Below are 26,418 nucleotides of genomic sequence, written 5' to 3' on the forward strand. Positions count from 1 at the left end.
GTTCGTACTGTAATGATGGGCGGGTTGCGGCTGACCTTTGGCGTGCTGGAGCGGGCAGCACCCGGTCCGGGAGCCGTACTCGCCGAGCGGATGTGGTGCACCATCCCGAGTGGACAGGTGCGCCCGGCAGACCCACCCGGCGAGCGGTTCACCGTCCCGGTACACGGTCGTCCCGTCGTCGCCGAAGCCTGGGGCGAGGGACCGGTGATCTACCTGATGCACGGTTGGGGCGGTTGGCGCAGCCAACTCAATGCCTTCGTGGCCCCGCTGGTCGCTGCCGGGTACCGGGTCGTGGCCATCGACGCGCCGAGCCACGGCGACTCCGCACCCGGTGGCTTCGGACCGGGGAGAGGACTGCTGACCGACTTCGTCGCCGCGTTGGCCGCCGTGATCCAGGTGAGCGGGCCGGGGTACGCGGTGATCGGCCATTCCGTCGGCGGCGCCGTCACCGCGATCGCGGCCCTGGACGGCGTACCCGCCGAGCGACTGGTCCTCATCGCCCCAGCGAGCGACCCGCTCGCGAACACCGCCGTCTTCGCCCGTGCCCTCAACTTCGGGGAGCGGATCCGGACTCGCTTCCTCGGCCGCCTCGAACGGCGGGTCGGGCGGCGGATGGCCGACTTCGACATCCCGGCCCGCGCGGCCGAACGGCAGGATCTCCCGCCGCTGCTCGTCGTACACGACCGGCTGGACAAGGAGGTGCGGCACACCGACGGCGAGGCGCTCGCGGCGGTCTGGCCCCGGGCCGAACTGATGCTGACCGAGGGCCTCGGGCACCGGCGCATCCTGCGCGACCCCGGCGTCGTCGATGCTGTCGTTCAGTACCTGGCTGGCGCTCGGACAGCGGCGACCGGGCCGGAGGAGGCAGCAGCATCAGTCGGCTGATGCCCGTCGTCCGCTCCGGCGGAGGCCCGCACCCACCGTCGCCCGGTACGACATCCGGCGCAACAGTGTCTCCGCCGGGCCGCGATACCCCATGCGGCGCATCCAGTCGGCCAGCAGAATCGAGACCGCCCAGCTTCCGACACCGATCGCGATGGTGGCAGCGGCACCCATCTCGTCACGTAGGTCCAGGGTGAACGGGTAGAACAGCACCACCCACACCACCGACTGGAACAGGTAGAACGTCATCGACCGCTGACCCAGCGCGGCGAGCGCGGTGGTGAACGGGCCATGGTCGTGGCCGATCCGGATCGCGACGAGACCGACGGCGGCGGCCAGGCCGATTCCGCCCGCGTATCCGGCGAGGGTGTGCGCGGCGTGGATCGCCCAGGCCACCGAAGTGGACGACGTGCTCCACACACCGGCCATCAGGAGGGCCACGGGGATCCGACCGACGATCGACCCGACGAGCAGGACACCGACGGCCGGGCGCAGTGGTGCCGCGTGGCGTGCCGGCTCGTCCAGGATCCGTCGCCGCGCCGCCCAGATGCCCAGCACCATGCCGGGCACGACAATGACGGTGGAGAGCAGGGTCTCGACCGGCCAGGCCGGGAGGGCGGCGAGGACGTGGGCACCGAAGTCGGGTGCCATGTACTCGGCCATGGTGAAGGCCCGGCCGTTGTGAGCGTTGTGCTGTGCCGTCACGCCCTGCCAGGTGAGCAGCAGCGTTGCGGGGACGAGCGTTGCCGCCCCCGTCCAGCACAGCACCGAGTCGCGGGCTCGTACGAGTGGGGTGAGTAGGAGCAGCGTCGCACCGTAGACCGCGATGATGTCGAGCGGGACGAGGAGCACGGCGTGTAGGAAGCCGATGATGAGCAGCCAGAGGCTTCTGCGCCGGAGCAGCTTCCGGATCGTCGGCCAGTCGTCACCGCGGGCGTACTGGCGTTGGGTGAGCTGACCGAGCCCGTATCCGAAGAGGAACACGAACATGGCGCGGGCCTGGTTGTCGGCGATGAGGGACTTGACGAAGGTGGCGGCGGTGTTGAGGGCCGCGGGCCCAAGGTCCCAGTCGTTGACGAAGGCTGGGGCGTGCGCCACGGCGATGAGCAGCAGCATGAGGCCGCGCGCCAGATCGGGTGCCAGTGATCGGACTGTCACGCTGGTGGGTCCGGCGGCGCGGGTGTGGGTGCCGACGGTGGGGGATGGGGGCATCTCGACTCCTCTCCGGGTACGGCGCGGTGTGGGTGTCTCTCCCGGTCGGTAGGGAAGGCGACCGTTGGCCGTGCCGAGTGGGGTAATCGCTGGGTGCCGGCACCGTGATGCCGGCACCCAGCGGGCGGCAGACCCGTTTTTGGGCACGGTGGGATAGCCGCAGGTGCGGTCGGAATTTTCGGTACGGTCTGCCGCTGAGCTGGTCCGGGCTGTTGGCTCGCCCCGCATTGCGGGGCTGCTGGCTCGGCCCGCATGGTGCGAGGCGGTCGCTCGGCCCGCATGGTGCGAGGCGGTCGTTCGGCCTACATGGTGCGGCGGGAGAGAGCGGGACGAGGTCGGATCGGTCGTCCGCTGAAGAGGTGGTGCTACCCGGATGGTGCTACCTGGGTGGTCTTACTCGGGTGGTGCGGAGGGTTGCTGCGGAGTAGTTGCTGCGGGGTGGTGCTGTGCTGGGTGGAGAATGGCCCGGCCCGGTTGTCGGCGGGACGCCTCGATGGTCAGCGGGCGGAGTCGCGGCTGTAGAGCTTCCGCGCCCACAGGTAACTGACCAGGGCGATGACGGCGCTCCAGCCGAGGGCCAGCCAGGCACTGTTGCCGATACCGCTGCCCAACAGCAGCCCCCGGAGGGTCTCCATGACGGGGGTGAAGGGCTGGTAGTCGGCGAACCAGCGCACCGCGGCGGGCATCGAGTCGGTGGGAACGAATCCACTGCCGAGGAACGGCAGCAGGATGAGCGGCATGGGCAGGTTGCTGGCCGTCTCGACGCTCTTGCTCACCAGGCCACAGGCGACCGCGAACCAGACGACCGCGAAGGAGATCGCGGCGACCACACCGATGGCGGCGAGCCACTCGACCGGGGTGGCGGTGGGGCGGAAGCCTACGAGCAGGGCGGCCCCGGTGACGACGGCCACCGCGAGCATGGCCTGGATCATGCTGCCAAGCACGTGGCCGGTCAGCACCGAGGGTCGGAAGATCGCCATCGTACGGAACCGGGCGATGATGCCCTCGGTCATGTCCATGGCGACGGATATCGCCGTTCCCTGCGCGACACTGGCGATGGTGATCAGGAGGACGCCAGGGGTGATGTAGTTCGCGTACTCTGCCCTGCCACCCGAACTGCCACCGAGGCCGGCACCGATCGTGCCGCCGAAGACGTAGACGAAGAGCAGCAGGAGGACGACCGGCATACCGATGAGCAGCAGCGTCATCGACGGATAGCGCTGCATGCGTCGGAGGTTGCGGCGCAGCATCGTGCTCGAATCACGTACGGCGTAGGCAAGCGTGCTCATCGTACGGAAACCCTTTCCTTGTCGGGTTGGCCGGTGAGGGCGAGGAAGACGTCGTCGAGGTCCGGGGTGTGCACCGACAGTTCGTCGACCTCGATGGCGGCGTCGTCGAGGCGGCCCAGTAGGGCGCGCAGCGACCGGACACTGCCGTCGTGCGGGACGTGCAGGCTGAGCGCGTCGTCGTCGCGCGTGACATGGGTGAGGATCCGCGTGGCCTGGTCGAGCCCGGCGGCACCGCTGAACCGGAGCCGTACGTGACCGCCGGGAATGCGTCGCTTGAGCTCGTCGGCGGTTCCTTCCGCGACCAGGTGCCCGTGGTCGAGGACGGCGATCCGGTCGGCGAGTTGGTCCGCCTCCTCCAGGTATTGCGTGGTGAGGAAGATGGTCACCCCGCCGCGGACGAGGTCACGGATGATCTGCCACATGGTGCGACGGCTGCGCGGGTCCAGGCCGGTGGTCGGTTCGTCGAGGAAGATGACGCTCGGGTCCCCGACCAGGGTCATCGCCAGGTCGAGCCGCCGACGCATGCCGCCGGAGTAGGTGACCACCGGTTTGCCGGCCGCCTCGACCAGGTCGAACTGTTCCAGTAGCGCGGCGATGCGCCGCCGCCCGGTGGATCGGTCCAGGTGGCGCAGGTTCGCCATCAGGGCCATGTTCTCCGCCCCGGTGAGCAGATTGTCCACGGCGGAGAACTGGCCGGTGACCCCGATGGCGTTGCGTACGCCGTCGGGGTCGCTGTGCAGGTCGTGCCCGGCGATCCGCACCTGACCAGCGTCGGCGCGGATCAGGGTGGAGAGGATCTGGACGGTGGTGGTCTTTCCGGCCCCGTTGGGGCCGAGCAGGGCGAAGATCGTTCCCGGCGGCACGGTCAGGTCGATGCCGTCGAGCACGAGCTTGTCGCCGTACGCCTTGCGTAGCCCGGTGGCCACGATCGCGGGTTGGCGGGACATTGCTTTCCTCCAGGAATTCGGGTCAGGAACGGCGGACGGTGATGCTGCCGACGGAGGTGCGAGCGCGGATCTCCACGGTGTCTCCGGCGTCGCCCGGGCCGGTGGAGGACTCCAGTTCGTTGCGGACCCGCCCAGCGATGGTCTTCAGGTCGAGCCAGGCGGCGGTGCCGTTGCGGACGCCCACCTCGAGGCTGCCGGCAGCGCTCTCCAGGGTGACCGTGCCGCGGACCACCTCGCCGAGTCGTACGCTGCCGTTGGCGGTCGTCGCGGTGACGTTGGCGTGTGCCCGGTCGACGGTGATCCCGCCGTTCGCCGACCTGAGCCGTAGCTCGCCGGCGACCTCGCCGATCCAACTGTCACCGTTGGAGTTCTTGACCGTTGCCGGCCCGTCGATCCGGCCCAGGCGGATGGCCCCGTTGCTGTTGGTCACCTCGGCGTTGCCGGCGATGTGCTCCACGATCACGTCTCCGCTGCCGCTGTGCAGCTTCACCGCCCCGGCCTGGTCGATGCGGATCTTTCCGTAGCCGTTCTTGAGCTGGCACTCGGCGAGTCGGCCGGCGCAGCGGAGATCGCCCATGCCGGTCTCGCCCTCGATCTGGGAGCCGGACGGGAGTTCGAGCGTGACGTCGATCCCCCCGGTACGGGTGAACAGCGAGCCGAGCTTCGGGGCTTTGATCGTCAGCCGGCCGTTGGCGTACTCGACGCGGGTTTGTTCGGCGACCTTGAGGTCGGCCTTGCTGGTCGGGTCGATGGGTTGTACATCCACATTGGTGTCGACGCGGTCACTGGCAATGACCTGCACGTTGGCGACGACCATGCTGAGGCTGAGGGTGACGGAGATCGGTTGGGGGGTGTCGAAGGTCGGCATGATGGTCCCTTTCTTGAAAGCTGTTGAGCGGTGGCGTTGCGTTCAGTGGGCTTAGCGGGCCAGTGGGCCAGTGGGCCAGTGGGGCAGTCGGCCAGTGGGGCAGTCGGCCAGTGCGGTCAGCGGGCCCAGCCGGTGAAGCGTTGGCCATGGCTGGAGGCCCGGTGCTCGGTGGCGGGATGCGCGGGGCGGGTCGGCGACAGCGCGTCAGCGACGGCGCGGACGAGCCAGGCGTTGACCGAGAGCCGTTCCCGGGCGGCGGCCTCCTCGACCCGGGTCTTGAGGTCGTCGGGCAGACGAAGGTTGATCCGGGCGGTCGCGCCCTTGTCGCCGCCGGTGGCCGGGATCTCCTCCATGGGCGGCGGGGGGATGCTCGGCTCGGGTTCTGTCGGCACCGGCTGGTCGACCGGGGCCGGGGTTACCACGAAGTCCGGATCGCGTCCCTGTAGGCGTAGGTGGACCGAGCCCGGGGCCAGGTCGCGGGTGATCTCCGCGGTGGCGGTGGAGAGCGCCTCCAGCAGGGTGAGCCGGATCGCGGATTCGAGGGGAGCGGTGAGGCGCTCGGCGAGGGCTCGCGCCTCGTCGCCGCCGGCTTCGGCGGCGACCGCGAGTTCCCGTCGGAGCAGTTCGACGTACGGCAGCAAATCCATGACATCATGGTGGTGTCAAAGTGGCACCATGTCAAGCCGCTTTGGCTCAAAGATGGCTCAGTTGGTTCCGGGGTCGTGCGCTAAGGAGCGGTTACGCAAGGTCGCGACGCCGTCGCCCTCGATCTCGTCGCAGTACCGGGTGCGCCCGGTCATCGCCATTACAAGCGCCAGGGTGGTGCCGGACACCAGTGGCCCGGTGCCGCTGGTGAAGGGCCCATCGGTCGCGACGAGTCGCAGGCCATCGATCCGCCCCTTGGCCAGTACGACGAGGTCGGAGCCCTGGTAGTACTCGGCCACCATCGTGATGGTCTCGATCGGGTAGTCGCGACGAATACCCAGCGGCTGCCGGATGTCCTCCCCGTGCACGATCGACTCACCGAGCATCGCCACGGTCGGAAGCGGCGGTTTGGTGGTGCTCGTGACACTGCGGCGGAACCTCGCGAGCGTCTCGGCCGGGGTCGCGCCCAACTGTTCGGCCAGCCGCATCGCCACCTGCTTGTCGAAGTCGAACCGGCAGCGGATCACGCCCGCGAGCCACCGAACGGTGTTGAGGCTGGCCCCCGCCGTGAGGTGGGCAAGCACCTCCCGCACCGACAAGCCGGTGCACAGCGACGGCGTCACCCACTGTTCGTCGGTCAGACTCGCCAGATCGGTCGCAAGGGCGGCCCGCTCGTCGTGGATCAGGGGCCAGATGCGGGCATCGCTGCGCCGGGCTGTCTGCTGCTTCGAGTTGGTCATGTCGGAGGTCTCCTGCGTCGGGTCGGCGTTGGACTGCCAGTGGTAAGACCGCCATGATGGGGCAGACTCGTCGCTTGTGAGCGAAGTTTTCTCGGCAAGGTCTGCTGAACCCGCGTCCGAGAACGCCGACCTGGCGTGCGCACGTGCTGGGGACGAATCCGCGTTCGCCCGCCTGGTGGCGCCACTGCAACGCGAACTACACGCCCACTGTTACCAGATGCTTGGCTCGACCCACGATGCCGACGATGCGCTGCAGGATGCCTTGCTGCGGGCATGGCGCGGGCTGGCGCGCTTCGAGGGGCGTGGCTCGCTGAGGTCGTGGCTCTACACCACGACCACCCGTACCTGCCTGGACATCATCAAGGCCCGGGGGCGACGGGTGCTGCCCGTCGACTTCGGCCCGTCCAGCGACCACGCCGTACTCGACGGGAACGTTCCGTCGACCGAGGTCGGCTGGCTGGGCCCGTACGCGGACACCGACCTCATGGACGGCCCGGCCAGCCCGCATGCGCGTTACGAGCGGCGGGAGGCTGTCGAACTCGCCTTCGTCGCCGTACTGCAACACCTGCCCGGCAACCAACGGGCAGTGCTGTTGTTGTTCGATGTCCTCGGTTTCTCCGCCGTCGAGATCGCCGCGATGATGGACACCTCGACCACTTCGGTGAACTCCGCGTTGGCGCGGGCTCGCAAGACGGTCAAGGAGAAGGTGCCGTCCCGTACGCAGCAGCAGACGTTGCGGAAGATCGACGACGCCCGGGTACGGGAGATCGTCGGTGGGTACGCCGACGCGTTGACGGGCGGCGACATCGACGCCCTGGTCGCCCTGTTGACCGAGGACGTCACCTGGTCGATGCCGCCGCTGCCACACTGGTACCACGGCATCACGGCGGTCGCCGACTTCGCCTGGCAGGTCCCGATGACCCGTTGCCCAAGCTGGCGTCACCTCCTGACCAGCGCAAACGGTCAGCCGGCCGTGGCGTTCTACCTCGGGGACGACGCCGCCGGTCCGCATGTCGCCTGGTCGATCACAGTGCTGACCCTGCGCGGAGAGCGCATCGCCGAACTCACCTCATTCCTCGGTGCCGACCACTTTGTGCCCTTCGGCCTGCCGGCCCGGCTCTCCTGACCTGAGCGAGGAGATATCCGCTGGATCGCATCTGTGACCCGGGTGACAATGCCCGAGTGGATCGCCGAAGCCTGGTCAAACTGAGCAAGCGAATGTCGCGGGCCTTGCGGCACAACCCGGGACGGTTCGGCCTCGCCCTCGACGCCGCAGGTTGGGTGCCGCTTGACGAGTTCCTGGTCGCGCTACGGATAGGCCGGGCCGACCTCGACCTGGTCGTGGCCGAAAACGACAAACAGCGGTTCGCCGTCCAGCATGGACCCGATGGCGTGGAACGGATCCGGGCCAATCAGGGGCACTCGATCCCGGTCGAACTCGGGCTGGTGCCGCAGATCCCGCCGCACCACCTCTACCACGGCACCAGCGCCGCCGTGCTCGAATCCATTCGCGCCACCGGCCTCAACCGGGGCAACCGTCACCACGTCCACCTCTCTGCCGATGTCGAGACGGCCCGACGGGTGGGGGCCCGGCGCAGCGGTCCCGTGGTGATACTGACCGTGGACGCGGCGGCAATGGACCGCGACGGCCACGCCTTCTACCGCAGCGACAACGGGGTCTGGCTCACCGACGCCGTACCGGTGAACTATCTGCTTGCCTGATCCCGTCCACGATCCGGGCCAGCTGTTCGATCAGACCCGCGGAGATCAGGCGGTGCCGGACTGCTCGGTGAGGAACCGGGTCAGCACCTCGGTGTGGGTGGAGAAGGCGAGTTCGGTCGGCTCGGTGACCACCAACCACTCGGTTGCCTCGTCGGTGGGGGCCGAGGCGGGCATCTGATCGGCAGGTTGGGCCGGCAAGGTGCCGAAGATCAGGACAGTCCCGCCGCTGGGCGCACTCCGTACGTCGAACAACCGCACCGTGTCGACATCGCCGACCAGACCGGTCTCCTCACGGAGTTCCCGGACCAGCGCGTCCCGCCAGTCCTCACCGTGTTCGATGAAGCCACCGGGTAACGCCAGTAGTCCTCGGGCCGGCTCGATGTCGCGGCGCTGCACCACCACGCCCAGGCCGTTGGCCGTGACGACCGGCAGGATCGCTACCGCCACCGGTATCGGATTACGCCAGACGGTGTGCTCACAGGTAGCACATATCCGGGGCCAGCCGGCCGAAGTCGGGTAGGCAGTGCCGCAGGACGAACAGTGGGCGTACGGAGTGCCGGTCACGTGGCAGCACGATACCCGTGCCAGCAGATCGTCCGTCGTCGACCTGTGACCGCAACGCTTCGGTACCGATGGCCCGCGGGTAGCTACCCGGGGTACGGCGTCGACCGTGCCGGGCCGCCCGATCTCGGCATCGGCCGAACGGGCTAGAGTGCCCGGCGTTATGACTTCCGTTCCGATGCCCCCAGGACCGCTGTCCACCGCCGAGAGCCCTGCTGTCGCCCTGGGCAGCCCGGACACCTCGGCTAGCAGGAAGGAGTCCAGCCCCGCCGCCGTCCGGGCGCCGTTGAACCGGCTGCCGTCCCTCACCGGCCTGCGGTGGATCGCCGCGATGCTGGTATTCGGCTTCCACGTCGGGACGATGCACGTCATCGCCGATCCCGACTACCAGGCGGTGGTCAGCCGACTGTTCACGCTCGGCCTCTCCGGGGTGCAGTTCTTCTTTATTCTCAGCGGGTTCGTACTGGTGTGGTCGGCCCGGCTCGGTGAACCCCGCCACGTTTTCTGGCGTCGGCGAATCGCCAAGATCTTCCCAAGTCATGCGGTGATGTGGGCCGTCGTGCTGGCGTTTGGCGTCTTCTACTGGGCCGAGCCGCAGAACATCAAGGTACTGCTGTCGAACCTCTTCCTGGTGCAGGCGTGGAACCCGACACCTGGCTGGTTCTACAGCGTCAACACGGTCAGTTGGTCGCTCTCCTGCGAGCTGTTCTTCTACCTATGCCTGCCGTTGGCCCTGCCGGCGATCCGTCGGGCCAAACCGTGGATGCTGTACGCCGTCGTCGTCGCCATGCCGCTGCTGATCCTGGCCATGTGGCCGGCCCAGGCGTTGGTGCCGGAGGCGGACCGCTGGTGGTTCACGCAGGTGTTCCCGCTGGTCCGGTCCCTGGAGTTCTGGCTCGGCGTGGCCGCCGGCGAGCTGCTGCGGCGGGGCTGCTGGCGCGGCCCGAACCTGCCGGTCGCCAGCGCCATCTTCGTCGCGACCTGGATCGTCGCCAGCTTCTGGATTCCCGCCCAGTGGTGGACGACGTTGTTGGCCGTCGCCTACGTGTTGGTGATCGCCGCCGCGGCCGACGCGGACGTGCGCGGTACCTGGTCGCCGTGGCGATCGCGACCGATGATCTGGCTCGGCGAGGTGTCATTCGCCTTCTACCTGGTGCACGTTTTCGTGGTCACCACCGTGCTGCGGATGACCGACACCATCGGCGGTCTTCCCGGCTGGCGCGGTCCGGCTGCCGCAGTCGGCTTCCTGCTGCTCAACCTGGTCCTCGCCTGGCTGCTCTTCCGGTTCGTGGAAAAGCCGATGATGCGCCTGCTCGCCCCTCGGCGACGGGCCGTCCCGGCCACCGGGACACCAGCGACAGCGGCATCAGGGAGCACGTCATCAGCGACGACGACATCAGGGAGCACGTCACCGACGGTGATGGTGCCGAGACAGACCCGGAAGGGAAGCTGACGAAGATTGGCGGGCGGGTGGTGTGTCTCGGGTGGCGGCGACCAGGCGGCCGGATGGAAGGCGCTAGGGCGGGTCGTGACCGGGTTGATTGGTAGGATCGACAAGAAATGATCATTCTGCTCCATTCCTCGAAGACGATGCGGCCCTCGGCGCGCGGTGACCTGTCACTCGGCACGCCGGCCCTGCTCGATCGGGCCCGGACCCTCGCCGACTACCTGAAGACCCTCTCCCCGGAGCAGGTGACGAAGGTAATGGCGGTCTCACCCGACCTGGCGGAGCGTACGCACGCGCTCCTCGCCGACTGGGGAGTCGATCCGCAGGCCCAGATGCCGGCCGTGGACGCCTTCGTCGGTGACATCTACAGCGGCCTACACGCCGGGGACCTCGCCCCGGCGGATCGGGACTACGCCGATCGGCATCTGCGCATCCTCTCCGGCCTGTACGGCATCCTGCGCCCCAACGACGGGATCCAGCCGTACCGGCTCGAGATGGGCTACCGGTTGCCCGACCCGACGTACGCCAACCTCTACCGCTTCTGGGGGGACGCGATCGCCCGTTGTCTGCCCGACAGCGGACTCATCGTGAACCTGGCCGCCGTCGAATACAGCAAGACGGTGACACCGTTCATCGACCAGAGCCGGTTGGTCACCCCCAAGTTCCTGACCGTCGACCCCAAGACCGGCGCACCCAAGTTCGTGGTCGTGCACGCCAAGATCGCCCGAGGTGCGTTCGCTCGCTGGCTGCTCACGAGCCGGGTCGACACGGTGCAGCGCATTCCGGAGTTTGCCGAGATCGGCTATCGCTTCGATGCCGAGGCGAGCACACCACAGCAGCCGGTCTTCGTGTGCCAGGATTTCGGTGGCAAGGGCCTCAGCGTCCGACTGTCCGACTGATCACCGACCGCACTGCCCGAAGGCAGGTCCGGCCGAGTTTCGGTACCGGTGGCGGTGGGCAATGACCGGCCCAGACGACAAACGTTGAGGGGACGGCTCTCATGGAAGTTACCGGCATCTTCACCGCCATCATCATCGGCCTGATCATCGGTGCCCTGGGCCGGCTCGTCGTACCCGGCAAGCAGAGCATCCCGATCTGGCTCACCCTGGTCATCGGTGTGGTCGCCGCGCTGCTGGGCACGATCGTCGCGGCTGCCCTCGGCGTCGACGACACCGGTGGGGTCGACTGGATCGAGCTGTTCATCCAGGTCGCCTTCGCCGCTGTGGGTGTCGCGATCGCGGCCGGTGCCTACGGTCGCCGCAGCTACTGACCCTCGGTCAGCCGGCCCGCTCCACCGTACCGAGGAGGCTGCGTTCCGAGTTGGTCATGCTCAGCATCACCCACTGCAACCGGCCCTTGCTGACCAGACCCACCATCTCGGGATGGATCCGAGGCAACCAGTTCTGTGCCTCCGCCAACCCGAGGGTCGATACGGCCAGGGCCGCCTCCGGCTCGGTCAACCGCTGCAGCAGCACCACGTCGCTGCGTACCAGCGCGTCCACGTCCCAACTGGCCAGGTCGTCCCGGACCACCAGAGTCGCCCGCCAGGGCGTGCCGGTGGTCGGGTCGGGCCCGGTGGCCGGGCCGGTATCGACGATCATCAGCTGCGGCGCGGACGGGGACGCCGGCTGGGGTGGCTGCGCCCCGACCGGGAGGAAGGAGACGATGTCCCGGCCGATGACGGCGCTGCGCAGGAACGCGTCCCACACCTGCTCCCGCCCGGTCTGAATGAACAGCTGGGCACCGAGCGCGACTGCCCGCGACGCCAGCAGTTGGGCGCAGCGGACCCCGCCGACGAGCATCAGCCGTACCGGCTCCGGCCGGAACAGGCGCAGTACGACCGGCTCCTTCTGCCGGTTGTGCCCGATGACCAGACCACCGGCACCAGCCAGTAGGTCGAGACTGCCGAAGGCTGCCGGTTCGGACAAGTAGAGACCCATCCGGCTGGCCGGAAACGCGGAGCCGTTCACCGCAGGAAACCTCCGAACGGCAACGTGGCGGCGAGGCCACGCACCTGTTCACCGTCGAGCCGCTCGGTGCGGCCACCGTCTCGCCGTACCGCCTCGGCCAGTGCCTGGTTGCCTGCGGCCAGCGTCTTCGCGTCCCGGGCGATGATCCGGAGCCCGACCTCGACGGCCACGTCGTCGCCGGGCGAGGTGCGGTTCGGATCACGGGTAACCGCAACGGAAACCACGCTGGCGAGGGTTGGTAGCTGACGCAGCAGGCTGTCGATCTGCCAGGGCATCCGGGGCCACTGGACGAGCCGATGGCTACTTTGCGGTACCTGCTCTGTCCACCAGGTCTGCCAGCCCTCGCGGGCCAGTATCCGGTTGCTGGCGGCGCCGTACACGTTGCCCTTGTCAGCTTGCGGAGGCAGCTCGGCCAGGTAGCCGACGGCGGCCAGCAACTCGTCGCGGTTGAGTAACCGGGCGGTGATCCGGTCCCGTTGTAGCCGTCGACGGGTACGACGGATGGCCGAGGCCAGTGCGGGCCGCAGGTCGGCGTCGGAGTAGAAGTCCGGGGTGCGGGCCGCCTGGAGCACCACCCACACGCGACGGTGCGCGGGCACGTCACCGTTGGTCAACTCCCGGTAGGACCGGTCGACCACACCGGGTCCGAGAGTCACCCTCGGTGCCGGCGCGACGTGGATCAGCAGCTGTACGGTGATCGACGGCGACTCGTCGTCGACGGCGGGCAGCAGCTCCGCCGGTGAGGGGATGGGCTGCGGCCGGCCGACGACCAGCGACCCGTCGGCCGGCTCCAGTTCGAACACGGCGCTGAGTCCGCCGCGGTGTCCGATGAGTGCCACCGACTGGTCGTCGATGTCGAGGGTGTCGAGCGCGGCACTGCTTTCCACGAAGGAGAGCAGGTTGAGGGCCTGGTTACCGCCGCTGGTCGGCAGCCGGTGCGAACGGAACCGGTAGCGCAGCCACAACGGTAGCCACTGGTAGGCCCATCGCCCGTGCAGTCGGATCAGGGTCGGGGCGAGGGTCAGCGCCGCGCCGGCCGATACGGCGGCGGTGGCCATGACGCTGTGCTGGTAGGCGGCGAGCCCAGCGGCACCGGCCGCCTGCCAGCCCAGTAGTTGCGCGACGTGGAAGGTGCCCATGCCCGACCGCAGCGGACGGGGCCGGGCTACCGCCGCTGCGGATTCCGCCGCCGCTGTGGTCTGGGCGGCGACGCTGGCTCGGGCCGAGACCGCAGCGCCAGCCTGGGCCGGGGGTCCGCTTGTCGCCGCGACGCTGGCGGCGGCGGCCTGAGCGGCGTACGGGGCAGCGGCCGCCGCACCCCTCGCCTGCGCCTGTGTCTGCGTGTACGGCTGTGCCTGGGCGGCCTGCGGATAGGCGGCCTGCGGATAGGCAGCCTGCGGATAGGCAGCCTGAGCCGACCCGGGCGCGCCGGTCGCATGCCCATGAACCCCAGGTGCCGCAGGACCGGCCCAGGTGACGGTCGGTGTCGAAGCCTGGCCTGGTCCTGTCGCCGGGCGGGCCGCAGCCGCTGAGGGCGGCTGTGCCGCTCCGGCTGCCTGGTGCTGCCACCCCGGCTCACCGGGACGCGCCGCGCCGGGAGCTGTCACCACAGGTCCCTTCTTGTCTCGGCGGCCATTCAGCGGCCGGTTGCCACGCGAACGTCAGCAGCGGTCACCGTGCGGAGGTCGTCCAGGCTCGGTCGCTGTCCGGACTGCCGCAGCCGTTGCGCCTGCGCCTTCCGTACCCCCTCGAAGAGCTTGCGCGCCTCGCGGGCGTTGCCGAAGTTCTGGTCGCGTTCGATGTTGGCGAAGTGGTCCTGCAGTACGTCGACGACGCCATCCCCCAGCAGGTACTCGTCGCCTCCGGCTATTCGCTGGACGATGATGACCAATTGCTCCGGGGAGTAGTTGCCGAACTCGATGGTCTTGGCGAACCGCGACGCCAGACCAGGGTTGGCGTCGAGGAACTGCAACATCTCGGCGGTGTATCCCGCGGCGATGACGGCCACCTCGTCACGGTGGTCTTCCATCAGTTTGACCAGGGTGTCGATGGCCTCCTGGCCGAAGTCACCGCCGCTGCCGAAGGAGCGCGACAGGGTGTACGCCTCGTCGATGAAGAGCACCCCACCGCGGGCCTGCTCGAAGGCGGCGGCCGTCTTCTCGGCCGTGTGCCCGAGGTACTGGCCGACCAGGTCTCGCCGGGACACCTCGCGGAAGTCTCCGCCCGGCAGCGCACCGAGCGCGGCGAGCAACTCGCCGTAGATGCGCGCCACGGTGGTCTTACCGGTACCCGGTGCGCCCGCGAAGATCAGGTGATGGCTGACGGCACCGACCGGTAGCCCGGCTCCCCGCCGCCACTCGTTGACCTGGATCTCGTCGATCAGGGCCCGGACCTCGTCCTTGACCGTCTCCAACCCCACCATCGCGTCGAGGTCGGCCAGGAGCTTCTCCACCCGGGCGGCGTCTTGCTGGGTGACGGCTTGGGCGGCCTCCGCGCCGAACACGGCCCGCTTGCTGGCCGCACCCTCCACGATGGTGGGGGTGGCGCCCTCGGCCACCTCGATCGCTGGCACGCCGGTGTTCTCCGTCGTGCACTCCTCGACCGTGCCCTGGCAGCCCCGGGCGAACGAGACCGCCGGCCCCCGGGTGTCGCGGATCCGGCACCGACGCAGTACGGGAGCGCTCTGGTGTGCGACGGCGATGCCCGCGCCGTTGGTCTGCGAGATGTCGCAGGCTTCGATCGTGGGTCGGCCGTACTGGTAGACGTAGATGCCCCGGCCGCCGCATCGGGTGACGGTGCTGGTCCGGACCGTCGGGCTGGCACCGATTCGGATGATGATGCCGTCCTCGACCAGGTCGGCGAACTCGCAGCCCTCGACGGTGCCGTTGGCATCCTCGACGACGAGGCCGTAGCGCCCACCGGCCACCCGGCAGCGGGCCAGCTCGAACTCGGACCGGCTGCCCACGTTGACGGCCGCGCCGAAGCCGGCGCTCAGTTCACAGCCGGTCATGGTCAGTTTCGCCCGGTCGACCGTGACCGTCGGGGCGTCACCGGACCGCAGGACGAGGTCGCGTAGTTCGAGGCGACCGTTGTTGCAGGACACGGTCGGATAGGCACCGGACGAGGCGTCGATGGTGACCGTTCCCGGCCCCTGCGCGGCGACGATGGTGACGCCACGATCGTTGATGAACAGCGCCTCGTAGTAGGTGCCGGGGCTGACCGATACCACGGTGTCGTCCGTCACCGCCGCCAGCGCTTCGCCGATCGACGGGTAGGCGCCGGGCTGATCCGGGGAGACGAGAAGGGTGCGCGTCATGGCTCCGGGCTTCGTACGACGATGGAGGGGTTGGCGCCGACCCTATCGCAGCCCTGCCAAGCGGTAGAAGCCCCGCCGCCTTGGACGCTTGCCGAGCGGCTGCGGACGCTAGGCTGCGGGTCGAGGCCCGGTCGACACGGCCGGGGCTGATTGCGTCGCAGTCTTGGGGGAGGACGGGTTGACCGAGGTCCGCATGTTGCCCCTGGCGGTAGGTGCCCTACTGGTGGAGGGGGTCGTCCACACGCACACGTCGGTGCGCGGCGACCTGGCCCCCGAACTGCATCCCATGGTGCGCCGTTTCCTCAACGAATTGCCGGTCGAACAGCAGGAACGGTTTCTCGGTTGGTGCGCCGAGCCGGTGCTGATCTCCGACCGGCTCTACGAGGCGGAGCGCGTCGGCGGTCCGATCAGTCCGGCCCGCGCCCGGGCGCTGTTGTGGGGGGCCCGGATCCGCCTGACCCGGGTACGCGAGCCGGCCGACCCACGGCACGGCGAATCGCAACTACCCTGCCGTTCCTGCGCGGCGCTGCTGGACTGGTTCGGCGTGGAGGTGTCGGCATGAGTGATCGCTTTCCACCCGAGGTGGCCGAACTGCTCACCGCCACCGGCTGGTCGGCGCAACAGCGCGACGACGACCGGGCGCGTGACTGGGCGTTGCGGCTGGCCGGTTACGCCGACCTGGACGGTCGACACCATGTCGTCGTTGCGGCGGCGATCGAGGCGTACGCGGAGTTCGGGGGGCTGCGGCTGGAGCAGACCGGGGACGGGGAACAGATCGCCCCCAGCGTCGTCCACCTGGATCCGTTCCGGGTGCTGCACTCCGTGACCACTCTCACCGCGTTCGCTGACGCCCTCGGCAGTCCGGTCACCCCGCTCGGCGAGGAGGGTGACGGCACCGGAATCCTGACGATCGACGAAGCGGGAAGGGTGTTCGTGCTCGACCACGGTGGTGACTGGTTCCTCGGCGACACGCTCGACGCGGCGCTCTACACACTGCTGCTCGGCCGGCAGCCCGCCCGGGTACGACTGGACGGCACCTGGTGACCGACTGGCAGCCGGCGACCGAGGTGGAGACAGCAATGGCCGCTGCGGTCGAGGCCAGCGACCGGGACGCGTTCCTCGCTGCCTTCGTCGGTGGCCCCTTGCTGTTGCCGGTCTCGCCGGAGGCCGCCGCCGGCCGGGCGCAACTGGCCTGGCCCACCGGGGTGTTCGACGGGCTGACCCACGTCATCGCGTTCACCTCGCCGGAGGCGATCGCCACCTGCATGCCCGGGGAGTCGGTCAGCTACCGCCTGGTCAGCCTGACCGACGTGGTGGACAGTTGGCCCGACGACACCTGGTGGCTGGCGGTCGACCCGGGGCTCCCGATCGGACTCCGGCTCTCCGTCGGCGAGCTGCGGGAACTACCCGATCCGGCGGCGGTCGAGGCTGAGGCGGCGCTACGGGATGCGATCATCCGGCAGGACCCGGATCTACTGGCGGCCGCGCTGCTCAAGAGCGAGATCATCGTACCGTTGCGACCCGACGGCTCCGAGTCACGGGACCTGACCGACCCGGAGTTTCCGTGGTGGTGCCTGCCCGATGCGGCCGGCGATCCGGCCCTGTCGGTCTTCACCTCCGAGGCCCGGCTACACCAGGCCCTCGGTGACCACGACTTTGTAGTGGTCAGCAGCTATCAGCTCGCGGAGAGCTGGCCCGACCCGGCGTGGCAACTGTCGATCAACCCCGGTACCGTGCTGGCCACCACCGTGCCGGGTGAGTCCGTACTCGCGCTGGGAAACTGGTTGGGGCAGCTACGCACCGTGGTGACCGACGCTGCCGAGGACGAACGATCCCGGTTGGTGGCTGCGGAGCAGGACGAGCCGGTGGTGCCCAGCCAGCGGAGTGCGTCCTCGATGGCCGAGGACGATGACGAAGACGTCGAGCCGGACCCGGACGTACCGCTCACGCTCCAGATGGTGATTCCCCCGCAGTACCTACCGTCCTATCTGGACCAGGGCTACGACCGGGCCGCCGGCCTGGTGCATGCCTGGCGTGGTCCCGGCCGGGACACCCCGGTCCGGCTCTACCGGCGGTTGGGTCTGTTGGGGGAGGGCTCGCCGTTTACCCAGGCCGACGAGTGGGCGGCGGTGGTGCGCTGGGCTCCCGACGAGGAGACGCCGGCCGAATGGGGGCAGGGCAAACCGCGGATGGAGGCGCTGGTCGTTCCCGATGGTGCCGGGCTGTATCGCATCCACCGTGACGGTAACGAGGAGCCGCTGGCCCGGTTCGACGCGAATGCGCGACGTTGGCTACCCGTGACGACGGAGAGCGCCGCCCAGGAGAGCTAACGGCCGCCCTGGGCGAACCAGGCGCGGGCCGGGCGGCTCTTCAGCAGGACGAGGGCGACACCGGCCAGCCCACCGACGATCAGCGGGGTGAGCATCGTCGGCGTGTAGTTGAGCCGTCCCTGGACCAGCAGGTTGACCAACGCGAGCACGAACAGGGCCAGGGTGAATCCGGCGGGCACCGTCAGCAGGCTGGAGCGTCCCCGCCACGCCGCCCAAATTCCGTGCAGGGTCATCAGGACCAGCAGCAGGCTGACGCCGAGGATGCCGAAGGCGATGATCCACAGGAGGAACTTGGCGTCCCCCTCGGTCCGGGCGATGGCCACCAGGAAGCCGATTCCGGCGGCCAGCCAGGTGGCGGCGCCCGGCAACATGAGCAACGCCGCCGCCACCACCGCTGGTGGCCGACGCATCAGCGTCGGGTACGCCGACGGCGGCGGCGGAGGAGGCGGTGGAGGTACGGCCCCCATGGGCGAAGCGGACATCGTCATCTCCCTTGTCGCGTGGATTGGCGGCCCCTTCGTGCCACTGGCCGGTCACCGGACTTTCGCCAGTGACCGGCCAGTGGCAGCTGACAGGCCGGCCGACCTAGCGGGTCGGTGGAGTTCAGCGGGCCGGTGGACGCCAGACGCTGTCGTCGGCCGGGGTACGGGGTTTGCCAGCCGATGGCCCAGCAGCCGGCGGTCCGGCGGAGAGAGGCCCGGCAACGTCCGGTACAGCGGCCTGGACCGCATGCCGCCGCCGGCGACGACGGACGACCAGAACCACGACGACGACCAGCACCGCGACGAGCAGTAGCAACACGCCCAGGATCAGCCAGGAATACCAGTCCTCATCAGGGTCCTGGTGTTGCCAGACGGAGAGCGGGTCCGGTGTGGCGGTGGGCGACGCGTTGGTGCTGTTGGCCCGGCCGTCCGGCTCACCGGTCAACGCCTGGCGCAGGTCGAGTACGCCCCACCCGAAATCCGGGTCCCGGCCCGACGCACCCGCGTCCTTGGTCGTCTCCAGCAGCCGCTTGAACGTGTCGAAGGCCGACAGGTTCGGGTATTTGGCCCGGATCAGGGCGACCGCACCGGAGACGATAGCAGTGGCGCCACTGACGCTGGTGGCCTGCGAGTATCCCCCGCCGGGTACGGCCCGCTGCAGGTCGACCGAAGGGGCGGCGATGTCGGTCTCCTCGGCGGGGATCGACTCCGGTCCTAGCTCGCCATTGAGGTTGCTACCGGTGACCGCAATCGCGCCCGGGTGCCGGGCCGGGTTGCCGATGACCAGGTCCTGCCGGTTACCAACCGAGGCGACCACGATGACGTTCTTCTTGTACGCCCGGTCGACGGCCCGGTCGAGGTCACTGTCAGAGGAACTGGAGAGCGACACGTTGATGACGTCGGCACCGTGGTCGACGGCCCAGTCGATGCCGGCCGCGACCGCGTCCGGGGCGATGATGCCCTGCTTGGCGGACTGCACCGTGACCGGAAGGATCTTGGCCTTCGGAGCGATGCCGAGCACCCCGTCGCCGTTGCCGGGGCCGTGCCCGTGTCCGGCGATCAGCGAGGCCATGGCGGTGCCGTGCCCCTGCCGGTCGACCCGACCCTTGGTCTTCTCGTCGTGCAGGTCCACCCCGGACAACACGTTGTTCTTGAGATCGGGGTGGGTGGCATCGACACCCGTGTCGATGACTGCCACCGTCACGCCTTCACCCTGAGTGATTTTGTGCAGCTCGGCGAGACCGAGCGCGTCGAGGTGCCAGGACCGGTCCCGGACCTCGTCGGCCGCTGCGGGCGCGGCCGGAAGGGCCAGGGCACCGAGCAGGCTCAGGGCGAATGCGGACAGCGCGGCTGCCGGGCGGGGGACCACGCGCATGATCGGTTCAACCTCCCATTGTGGGCCGCCGGCAGGCGGCTGTACGGTCCGTCACCGTATGGTACGGGCCGGCCACCGTACGCCTGGCGTCGGTGACCGGCCCGTCGGTCCTAGTCGGGATCAGGATTGCCCCAGCGCCTTGCCCTGCTGCTGTGGCCGGTGTTCCGTTGGTGCCTCGATGGTGCCGACCGCAGTGGAGTCCGTGATCCACAGTTCGTCGTCACCGTCGCCGTACTCCCAGTCCTCGGCGTCGTCCTCCGGCTTGCGGCCAGCCGTCCGCTGAGGCGGTACGGCGGGACCACGCCGACCGCCGAGTGACGGGCTCGGGCCGGTGGTCGGAGCTGGGCGACCAGCGCCGGGTGCGCCCCGCCCGGTGAGGTTGGGCTTGGCCGCCGAGGTGCCGGGCTTGCCCGCACCCGAGGAGGCGCCGCCCTTCGGGTTGGTCGGCTGCTTGCCGCCCGGTTCGGTGGGGCTGCCCGGGGCTTGGCCACGCTTGCCCCCGAGGCTTGGGGGCGGTGTGGTCGGACGACCGTTGGGGCCAAGACCGGTGGATCGGCCGGTGGGCTTGGTGCTGCCGGGCAGGTTCGGCGTCGACGGTGAAGCCGGGCGGCCGGTCGACCGAGTGCCCAGGCTGCGTGTCCCCGATCCGCTGCCCGTACCGGTGTTGCCAGGCAGGGTGGGCCGGCTGGGCGCTCCACGTCCGCCGGCTCCACGTCCGCCGGGCGAGCCGGGGCCAGTGTTGCCCGGCAGGGTGGGGCGCGACGGCCGGTTTCCGGCAGAACGCGTTCCCGGGCCGCTGCCCGGGCCACTGCCGGTACCGGTGCCGGGCAGCGTCGGCTTCACCGGGCCAGGAGCATTCCGCGCCCCCGGCATTCCGGGGACCATCGGGCCGTTCGGTGGTGTACCGCCGGTCGGTGCCGGCCCCGTGGACGGTACCGACGGGACAGTTGGTGCCGTGGGTGGCGGGGCTGTCGCCGTACCGGCCAGGCTCAACCCGTTCGGTAGGTTGCCTGGCAGGTCGGGTTTCTCCGGCGCGTCGGAGAGGGTTTTCATGGTCGGCCGGTCACCCAGGTTGGGCCGACTGGGCCCGCCGGGCCGTCCAGGTCCGCCGGGCCGTCCAGGTCCGCCAGGCCGTCCAGGTCCGCCAGGCCGTCCGGGGCCCCCCGGGCGGGGAATCTGCGACGGGTCGGTGATGGCCGCGTTCGTCGGGCCCTTGAACTTGCCGCCCCGGGAGACGTTGCTGATGTAGACGTCGATGTAGAGCTCACCGAGCGGCTTCACCAGGTTGACCGCCCGGTCGTGGAACTTCTTCTGCACCTCTTCCGGGGTTTCCCCGTTGTTGATGCCGAAGAGGTCGCCCAACTGGACACCCTCGTCGTCCTTGCGCTTGCCTTCCTGCTTCTCCTGCTCGGCGAGGTAGTCCTCCCAGAGCGGTTTGAAGTCCCGCTGCACTGTCTGAATCTTGGTGGCCAACTGTTCGAGCCCGCTGGCGTTGTCGGTGGCGACCTGCTTCCACTCGTCGAGGGAGTAGAGAGTGGCACCGACCTTGCCCATGAAGATCTCACCGGCCGGTGAGGTCCACTTCGCGGCCAGCGCGTCGGCGTGCTTCTTCAGGTTTTCCCGGGTGCTCTCCAACAGGACGGTGGTACGCCGCCACATCTCCGCTAGCGCGCGGGTCCGCTCGTCGCTCTCCTTCTGCATCCACGTCCACATCTTTTCGATGTTGGTGTTGGGATGTTCCCAGTTGGTGGGCGTGTAGACGCGGTTCGGGTCGGAGTAGTTGGCGGTTACGTAGTCGTCGGTGTACCCCGAGTACATCGGCGGCGAATGGTATACGTATCCGTAGTATTCGTCGGACATGCTGCTCCTCGATTACTCCTGATTCCGCCGCCGACTAGTGCTCGTATTCGGGCATGCCGTAGTTGGGGTCGTGCATGTTCTCGTCGTCACCCTCGATGGTGTACTCGCCCGGCTTGCCCTCGGCGATGGTCGTCTCCTGGTACATGGCCGGGGTATCACCGGGGGTGGAGCCACCATTGCCGTTTTCCCCGAAGTAGGCGTCCGGATCGTCAGCGCCTTCCGGCACCAGGTTCTGCGGATCCTGCTCTTCGCCCTCGTTGTCGCCCCAGTAGTCGTTGAGGGTCTGCTGGCCGTCCACACCGGAGAAGGCGTTGAACACGTCGTCGTTCGTGGCCTGTGACAGTGCGTCACCGGTGAGATACTCGGCGGCGATGGAGGTGGCGGCGACGCTCAAGGCGGTCAGTCCGCGCATGGCCTCACCGAGCATCTGCGACACGGCGGCACGGCTCTCGTCGTGCCGGCCCCGGAAGAACCGGCCCTCCTCCAAGCCACCCGCCCCGAACGGTGCCTGTGTGGTGAGCATCGGCCGGATGCCGTTCTCGAAGCTTGGCTGGAAGTTGAGCTCCAGCTCCTTCTTGATGTGCTCGGCGAAGTCCTGAAGCTGCTGGATGTCGACTTCGATGTCCTTGTCGACGAGCCACTCGTCGCCCATGTGCCTCCCCCGTCACCTAACTGCCAGTAGCACGGTCGTCTTTCTCGACCGCAAGGTCTTTCGTGTCCACTCTGGTAGACGCTATCGCCGTCAAGCAAGCCCGGGCGAGTCGAATGTCACGCCCGAGGCGGCAGATTGACCAGCTGGACCAGGCGATTGCCCTCCCGACGAGTCACCAGCCAACCCCGGCCCGGCGGCAGCGGCCCGGGCCGGACGGTACCCAGCAACACCCCTTCGTCCCGGTTGCCGGACATCACGATGCCGGGAGTGCTCAGTTCACGCAGCCGCATGAGGACCGGCTCGTAGAGCGCCCGGCTGGCCCCACCGGTACGGCGAGCGATGATCAGGTGCAGGCCGATGTCCCGGGCCTGGGCCAGGAACTCCAACAGCGGTGCCAGCGGATTGCTTCCCGACCCCGCCACCAGGTCGTAGTCGTCGACCAGGACGTACAGGTCGGGGCCCTTCCACCAGTTACGGGCACGCAGCTGCTCGGCGGTGACGTCGGCCGGGGGCAGCCGGTCTCGCATGACGTTGGCTACCTCGGTGATGATGCCGTCGGTGATCTGGGCCGAGGAACCGTAGCCGATCAGGTGTGGCGAGGTGATGTCGCCGAGCATGCTGCGCCGGTAGTCGACGATGACCAGTCGGGCCTCGGTCAGCTCGTGCCGGTCGGCGATGCTCGTCGCCAACGCGCGCAGGAACGTGCTCTTGCCCGACTCACCGTCCCCGAAGAGCAGGAAGTGCGGGTCGGCGGCGAAGTCGAGGTGCACCGGCTGGAGGTCGACCTCGGCGATACCGATCGGGATGCCGGGCCGGCCGGTCGAGGGCAGGCTGCCGAACGGCAGCACCGCCGGCAGCAGCCGGATCGGCGGTGCCCCCGGCCCCTGCCAGGCGCCGGCCAGGTCCGTGATGAGCTTGCGGCCCCCCTCCGGCAGGCTCTCCGAATCCTGCATGCCGTCGGCCCGGGGCAGTGCGGCCAGGAACTGCATCCCGTCGGCGGTGATGCCCCGACCGGGTGCCTTCTCCGGCACGTTCATCGCCGCCCGCCGGTCCAGGTTGGAGTCGCTGGCGTCGGCGAGCCACAGCTCCAGTCGGGTACCGAAGACATCCCGGATCGCCGGCCGCAAATCCATCCAGCGCGACGCGGTCACGATCAGGTGGACCCCGAAGGAGAGGCCCCGGTTGGCGATGTCGTTGATGACCGGTTCCAGGTCCTCGAACTCCGCGCGGATGGTGGCCCAGCCGTCGACGACCAGGAAGACGTCCCCGAACGGGTCCTCGGTGTGCTGGCCGTGCCGGCGCGCCCGCCGGTACGCCGCCATCGAGTCCACCCCGCGCTCGGCGAACCGGCGCTCCCGCTGCGCCATCAGCAGCTGTAGCTCGGCGATGGTGCGCCGGACCAGCCCGGAGTCCAGCCGGGTCGCGACCGCGCCGACGTGTGGCAGATCCCGCAGCGAGGAGAGCGCGCCGCTGCCCAGGTCGAGGCAGTAGACCTGGGCCTCGCGCGGGGTGTGGGTCAGCGCCAGCGAGGTGACGAGGGTACGCAGCAGCGTGCTCTTGCCGCTCTGCGGGCCACCCACGATCACGGCATGGCCAGCCGCGCCGGCCAGGTCCAGCCAGAGAACGTCGCGGCGCTGCTCGAACGGCTTGTCGACGATGCCGACCGCCACCTGCAACTCGCCGTGCAGGCCGGTGTGCGAGACCGTGATGCCCCGGTTCGGGTCGGCCGCCAGCGGGGGCAGCATCTGGTCCAGCGTCGGCGGGTCGCTCAGCGGCGGCAGCCAGACCTGGTGCGCCGGCTTGCCCCGACCGGTGAGCCGGCCAACCAGGATGTCCAGCAGGCTCTCGCCGATCGCGTCGGTAGCCTCCTCCACCACCGGCTTCGGGGTACGACTCAGCTGCGGGGCCACGTACTGGGTGGTGTATTCCTGCACCCGCTCGTCGCCGTCCCCGGCCGCGACCGCCTCGGCGGTCTTGCTCCGGTACGTACCGGAGACGTACGCGGCCTTGAACCGGACCAGCGGCTCGGTGCCGTAGCGCAGGTAACCGTGACCGGGGGAGCGGGGCAACTCGTAGGCGTCGGTGGCGCCGAGGACCACCCGGGACTCCATCGCCGAGAAGGTCCGCAGACCGATCCGGTACGACAGGTGGGTGTCCAGGCCGCGCAGCCGGCCCTCTTCCAGCCGCTGCGAGGCGAGCAGCAGGTGTACGCCGAGCGACCGGCCAACTCGTCCGATCTGGACGAACATGTCGATGAAGTCGGGTTTGGCGGTCAGCAGCTCGGAGAACTCGTCACAGATGATGAGCAGGCTGGGCAGCGGTGCCAGCGGAGCACCCGCCGCCCGAGCCTTCTCGTAGTCGCGCTGTGACGCGTAGTTTCCGGCCGAGCGGAGCAGCTCCTGCCGGCGGACCAACTCACCGTTGATCGAGTCGGTCATCCGGTCGACCAGCGGCAACTCGTCGGCCAGGTTGGTGATTACCGCGCTGGTATGCGGCAGCTTGTCCAGCTTGGTGAAGGTCGCGCCACCCTTGAAGTCGACCAGGACGAAGTTCAGGCTCTCCGACGAATGGCTGGTGGCCAGGGCCAGGACGAGGGTACGCAGCAGCTCCGACTTACCCGAACCGGTGGCCCCGATCAGCAGGCCGTGCGGCCCCATACCGTCCTGCGCGGACTCCTTCAGGTCCAGGTCGACCGGACTGCCGTCCGGGGTGACACCGAGCGGCACCCGTAGCCGGTCCCGGTTGGGTCGGGGCGTCCACGCCCGATCGACGTCGAACTCGTACGGGTCGCCCAACCCGAGAAGTTCCGCGAGGCCGAGTTCGGTGGTCAGCGACGTCTCGCCCCGAGAAGCGGCGGAGAGCCGCAACGGAGCCAGCTGCATCACCAGCGCCTCGATCTCCTCGATCCGACACCCGTCGGCCCGACCGATCTCCGCCGGTCCGTCGACGGTCATGCTGCTCAGCTTGCTGTCCGCGTCGATCTCCAGGGCCAGCTTGGCCCGGTCGAGCACCCGGGGTGGCGGCTGGGACAGGTCGATGATGGTGACCCCCTCGACACCACCTTCGGTCATCAGATGATCCGAGCCGGCGATGTCGCCGCCGTCAACGACCACCAGCACGTGCGGGCCGTTGACCTGGGGTTCACCACCGGAGAGGTTGAACCGGGGACGGCTGGCAAGCACGTCGTCGAGCATCGCCTCCAGACCGGCGACGGTCGGCGAGACCAGTCGCAGGGCACCCAACGCGTCCGTCTTGGTGGGGTGCAGGGCGTGCGGCAACCACTTGGCCCACTCCCAGTGGGACCGGCGATCGGCGCTCACCGCGATCGCCACGAGCATGTCGTCCGGGGCGTGGAAGGCGACCGCCTGGGCGAGGATCGCCCGGACCAGACTGCGCTTGGTCTCCTCATCCCCGCGCAGGTGGATTCGGGCGAAGCCGTTCAGGGCCATCGTCACCGGCAGGTCCGGGACCTCCGCGTAGGTGGTGAGGAACCGGCGCAGCGCCAACGCGCACATCGGTTCCAGCTTTTCCAGCGAGGTGGCCGATGGTGGCACCAACGGCGTCGCCAACTCCTGCACCCCGAGGCCGATGCGTACGGTGGCGAAGTCGGCATCCCCACGCCGGCGCTCCCACAGGCGCGGGCCGACCGGGATGGACCACAGGGACTCCGGGTCCGGATGCCGATAGAAGGCCGACTCCCGCTGCTTGCGTACCGTCTTCAGGACCCGCCGCCGCTGCCGGGCCAGGTGGTCCATGTACTCCCGGCGGCGTTGCAGCATCTCCTGCTTGCTTGGCCCACCCGACTGGTTGGACAGCTGCGAGGCCAGCATGCCGATCGCCGACAGGCCGAAGAGACCGCCGGTGACGTAGCCCATGGTGCTGCCGCGCTGACCGGCGAACATCAGCGCCATCGCCACCGAGCCAGCCAGCATCGGCAGCATCATCAGCATTTGGCCCCAGGCCTTGCCCCCGGGTGGAGGCACCTCCGGTGGTGAGTCGAGCAGCACCTCGCCGGACGGGTACTCCGGTTCAGCCTGTCGAGCCGGACGTTTGACCACCACGGTGCTCACGAATCAGACCCCTCCGCCGATGCTCGGTCGCCACCGTAGCGAACCGGCCC

The 26,418-nt window shown here is 69.2% G+C and carries 24 protein-coding genes; 9 read left to right on the forward strand and 15 right to left on the reverse strand.

Going from position 1 to position 26,418, the window contains the following annotated elements; translation table 11 throughout:
* The first annotated feature begins 15 nt into the window (after nt 1-15).
* Nucleotides 16-885, forward strand: a complete 870-nt coding sequence (locus ACWDV4_RS20405) for an alpha/beta fold hydrolase (RefSeq protein ID WP_449981197.1) — start codon at nt 16-18, stop codon at nt 883-885.
* Here the strand turns inward: ACWDV4_RS20405 and ACWDV4_RS20410 are convergent.
* From ACWDV4_RS20410 to ACWDV4_RS20435, 6 genes are all read right to left on the reverse strand, one after another.
* The gene (locus tag ACWDV4_RS20410) at nt 874-2,094 is read right to left on the reverse strand and encodes a DUF418 domain-containing protein (protein ID WP_449981113.1); all 1,221 of its coding nucleotides are present in this window, start codon (nt 2,092-2,094) and stop codon (nt 874-876) included. The two genes, ACWDV4_RS20405 and ACWDV4_RS20410, sit on opposite strands and share 12 nt — an antisense overlap.
* Before the next feature lie 497 nt (nt 2,095-2,591).
* On the reverse strand, nt 2,592-3,383 hold the full coding sequence (locus ACWDV4_RS20415) for an ABC transporter permease (protein ID WP_449981115.1): 792 nt from the start codon (nt 3,381-3,383) through the stop codon (nt 2,592-2,594).
* A complete protein-coding gene (locus ACWDV4_RS20420; RefSeq protein ID WP_449981117.1) occupies nt 3,380-4,330 on the reverse strand; it encodes an ATP-binding cassette domain-containing protein in 951 nt (316 codons plus the stop codon). The genes ACWDV4_RS20415 and ACWDV4_RS20420 overlap by 4 nt, the downstream gene beginning before the upstream one ends.
* A gap of 22 nt (nt 4,331-4,352) precedes the next feature.
* The gene (locus ACWDV4_RS20425; protein ID WP_449981119.1) at nt 4,353-5,198 is read right to left on the reverse strand and encodes a DUF4097 family beta strand repeat-containing protein; all 846 of its coding nucleotides are present in this window, start codon (nt 5,196-5,198) and stop codon (nt 4,353-4,355) included.
* Between the two features lie 116 nt (nt 5,199-5,314).
* Nucleotides 5,315-5,845, reverse strand: coding sequence for a toxin-antitoxin system HicB family antitoxin (locus ACWDV4_RS20430; RefSeq protein WP_449981121.1), 531 nt, complete (start codon nt 5,843-5,845; stop codon nt 5,315-5,317).
* 57 nt (nt 5,846-5,902) lie between these two features.
* Nucleotides 5,903-6,583 (reverse strand): maleylpyruvate isomerase family mycothiol-dependent enzyme, encoded by a 681-nt coding sequence (locus ACWDV4_RS20435; RefSeq protein ID WP_449981123.1) that lies wholly within the window; start codon nt 6,581-6,583, stop codon nt 5,903-5,905.
* 76 nt (nt 6,584-6,659) lie between these two features.
* On the opposite strand from ACWDV4_RS20435, the gene ACWDV4_RS20440 reads away from it, so the two are divergent.
* Both ACWDV4_RS20440 and ACWDV4_RS20445 read left to right on the forward strand, forming a co-directional pair.
* Complete coding sequence (locus ACWDV4_RS20440) at nt 6,660-7,709, forward strand: sigma-70 family RNA polymerase sigma factor (RefSeq protein WP_449981125.1); 1,050 nt, start codon at nt 6,660-6,662, stop codon at nt 7,707-7,709.
* Nucleotides 7,710-7,765: 56 nt separating this feature from the next.
* Nucleotides 7,766-8,305 carry an RNA 2'-phosphotransferase gene (locus tag ACWDV4_RS20445; protein ID WP_449981126.1) on the forward strand — a complete coding sequence of 180 codons (540 nt, stop codon included), beginning with the start codon at nt 7,766-7,768 and terminating at the stop codon, nt 8,303-8,305.
* A 45-nt stretch (nt 8,306-8,350) separates the two neighbouring features.
* On the opposite strand, the gene ACWDV4_RS20450 is transcribed toward ACWDV4_RS20445, so the two are convergent.
* On the reverse strand, nt 8,351-8,869 hold the full coding sequence (locus ACWDV4_RS20450; RefSeq protein WP_449981128.1) for an NUDIX domain-containing protein: 519 nt from the start codon (nt 8,867-8,869) through the stop codon (nt 8,351-8,353).
* A gap of 160 nt (nt 8,870-9,029) precedes the next feature.
* Between ACWDV4_RS20450 and ACWDV4_RS20455 the strand changes: the two genes are divergently transcribed.
* The 3 genes from ACWDV4_RS20455 (at nt 9,030) to ACWDV4_RS20465 (ending at nt 11,583) form a co-directional block, all read left to right on the forward strand.
* A complete protein-coding gene (locus tag ACWDV4_RS20455) occupies nt 9,030-10,319 on the forward strand; it encodes an acyltransferase family protein (RefSeq protein ID WP_449981130.1) in 1,290 nt (429 codons plus the stop codon).
* Between the two features lie 107 nt (nt 10,320-10,426).
* A complete protein-coding gene (locus ACWDV4_RS20460; RefSeq protein ID WP_449981131.1) occupies nt 10,427-11,212 on the forward strand; it encodes a YaaA family protein in 786 nt (261 codons plus the stop codon).
* Between the two features lie 101 nt (nt 11,213-11,313).
* Entirely contained in the window at nt 11,314-11,583 is a 270-nt protein-coding gene (locus ACWDV4_RS20465; RefSeq protein WP_449981133.1) for a GlsB/YeaQ/YmgE family stress response membrane protein, read from the forward strand.
* 7 nt (nt 11,584-11,590) lie between these two features.
* On the opposite strand, the gene ACWDV4_RS20470 is transcribed toward ACWDV4_RS20465, so the two are convergent.
* From ACWDV4_RS20470 to ACWDV4_RS20480, 3 genes are read right to left on the reverse strand one after another with little or no spacing between them, the layout of a single operon-like run.
* On the reverse strand, nt 11,591-12,283 hold the full coding sequence (locus ACWDV4_RS20470; RefSeq protein ID WP_449981135.1) for a hypothetical protein: 693 nt from the start codon (nt 12,281-12,283) through the stop codon (nt 11,591-11,593).
* Nucleotides 12,280-13,893: a type VII secretion protein EccE gene (gene eccE / locus ACWDV4_RS20475; RefSeq protein ID WP_449981137.1), complete on the reverse strand. Its 1,614-nt coding sequence runs from the start codon at nt 13,891-13,893 to the stop codon at nt 12,280-12,282. The genes ACWDV4_RS20470 and eccE overlap by 4 nt, the downstream gene beginning before the upstream one ends.
* A 26-nt stretch (nt 13,894-13,919) precedes the next feature.
* Complete coding sequence (locus ACWDV4_RS20480) at nt 13,920-15,599, reverse strand: right-handed parallel beta-helix repeat-containing protein (RefSeq protein ID WP_449981139.1); 1,680 nt, start codon at nt 15,597-15,599, stop codon at nt 13,920-13,922.
* Nucleotides 15,600-15,777: 178 nt separating this feature from the next.
* Here ACWDV4_RS20480 and ACWDV4_RS20485 point away from each other — a divergent pair, with 178 nt between their 5' ends.
* Genes ACWDV4_RS20485 through ACWDV4_RS20495 form a run of 3 tightly spaced genes read left to right on the forward strand, consistent with a single transcriptional unit; the run spans nt 15,778 to nt 17,929 of the window.
* A complete protein-coding gene (locus ACWDV4_RS20485) occupies nt 15,778-16,161 on the forward strand; it encodes a YwqJ-related putative deaminase (RefSeq protein WP_449981141.1) in 384 nt (127 codons plus the stop codon).
* Entirely contained in the window at nt 16,158-16,643 is a 486-nt protein-coding gene (locus ACWDV4_RS20490; protein ID WP_449981143.1) for an SUKH-3 domain-containing protein, read from the forward strand. Before ACWDV4_RS20485 ends, ACWDV4_RS20490 begins: the two co-directional genes overlap by 4 nt.
* A complete protein-coding gene (locus ACWDV4_RS20495; protein ID WP_449981145.1) occupies nt 16,640-17,929 on the forward strand; it encodes an SseB family protein in 1,290 nt (429 codons plus the stop codon). The genes ACWDV4_RS20490 and ACWDV4_RS20495 overlap by 4 nt, the downstream gene beginning before the upstream one ends.
* On the opposite strand, the gene ACWDV4_RS20500 is transcribed toward ACWDV4_RS20495, so the two are convergent.
* The 5 genes from ACWDV4_RS20500 to eccCa all read right to left on the reverse strand — a co-directional run bounded on the left by ACWDV4_RS20500 (nt 17,926) and on the right by eccCa (nt 26,368).
* On the reverse strand, nt 17,926-18,411 hold the full coding sequence (locus ACWDV4_RS20500) for a hypothetical protein (RefSeq protein WP_449981147.1): 486 nt from the start codon (nt 18,409-18,411) through the stop codon (nt 17,926-17,928). The two genes, ACWDV4_RS20495 and ACWDV4_RS20500, sit on opposite strands and share 4 nt — an antisense overlap.
* 121 nt (nt 18,412-18,532) lie before the next feature.
* Nucleotides 18,533-19,786, reverse strand: a complete 1,254-nt coding sequence (gene mycP, locus ACWDV4_RS20505) for a type VII secretion-associated serine protease mycosin (protein ID WP_449981149.1) — start codon at nt 19,784-19,786, stop codon at nt 18,533-18,535.
* A gap of 120 nt (nt 19,787-19,906) precedes the next feature.
* Nucleotides 19,907-21,646, reverse strand: a complete 1,740-nt coding sequence (locus tag ACWDV4_RS20510; protein WP_449981151.1) for a hypothetical protein — start codon at nt 21,644-21,646, stop codon at nt 19,907-19,909.
* A gap of 34 nt (nt 21,647-21,680) precedes the next feature.
* Nucleotides 21,681-22,298 carry a hypothetical protein gene (locus tag ACWDV4_RS20515; protein WP_449981153.1) on the reverse strand — a complete coding sequence of 206 codons (618 nt, stop codon included), beginning with the start codon at nt 22,296-22,298 and terminating at the stop codon, nt 21,681-21,683.
* A gap of 116 nt (nt 22,299-22,414) precedes the next feature.
* A complete protein-coding gene (eccCa, locus tag ACWDV4_RS20520; protein ID WP_449981155.1) occupies nt 22,415-26,368 on the reverse strand; it encodes a type VII secretion protein EccCa in 3,954 nt (1,317 codons plus the stop codon).
* Nucleotides 26,369-26,418 lie beyond the last annotated feature (50 nt).

This window comes from Micromonospora sp. NPDC003197, from assembly GCF_053590565.1.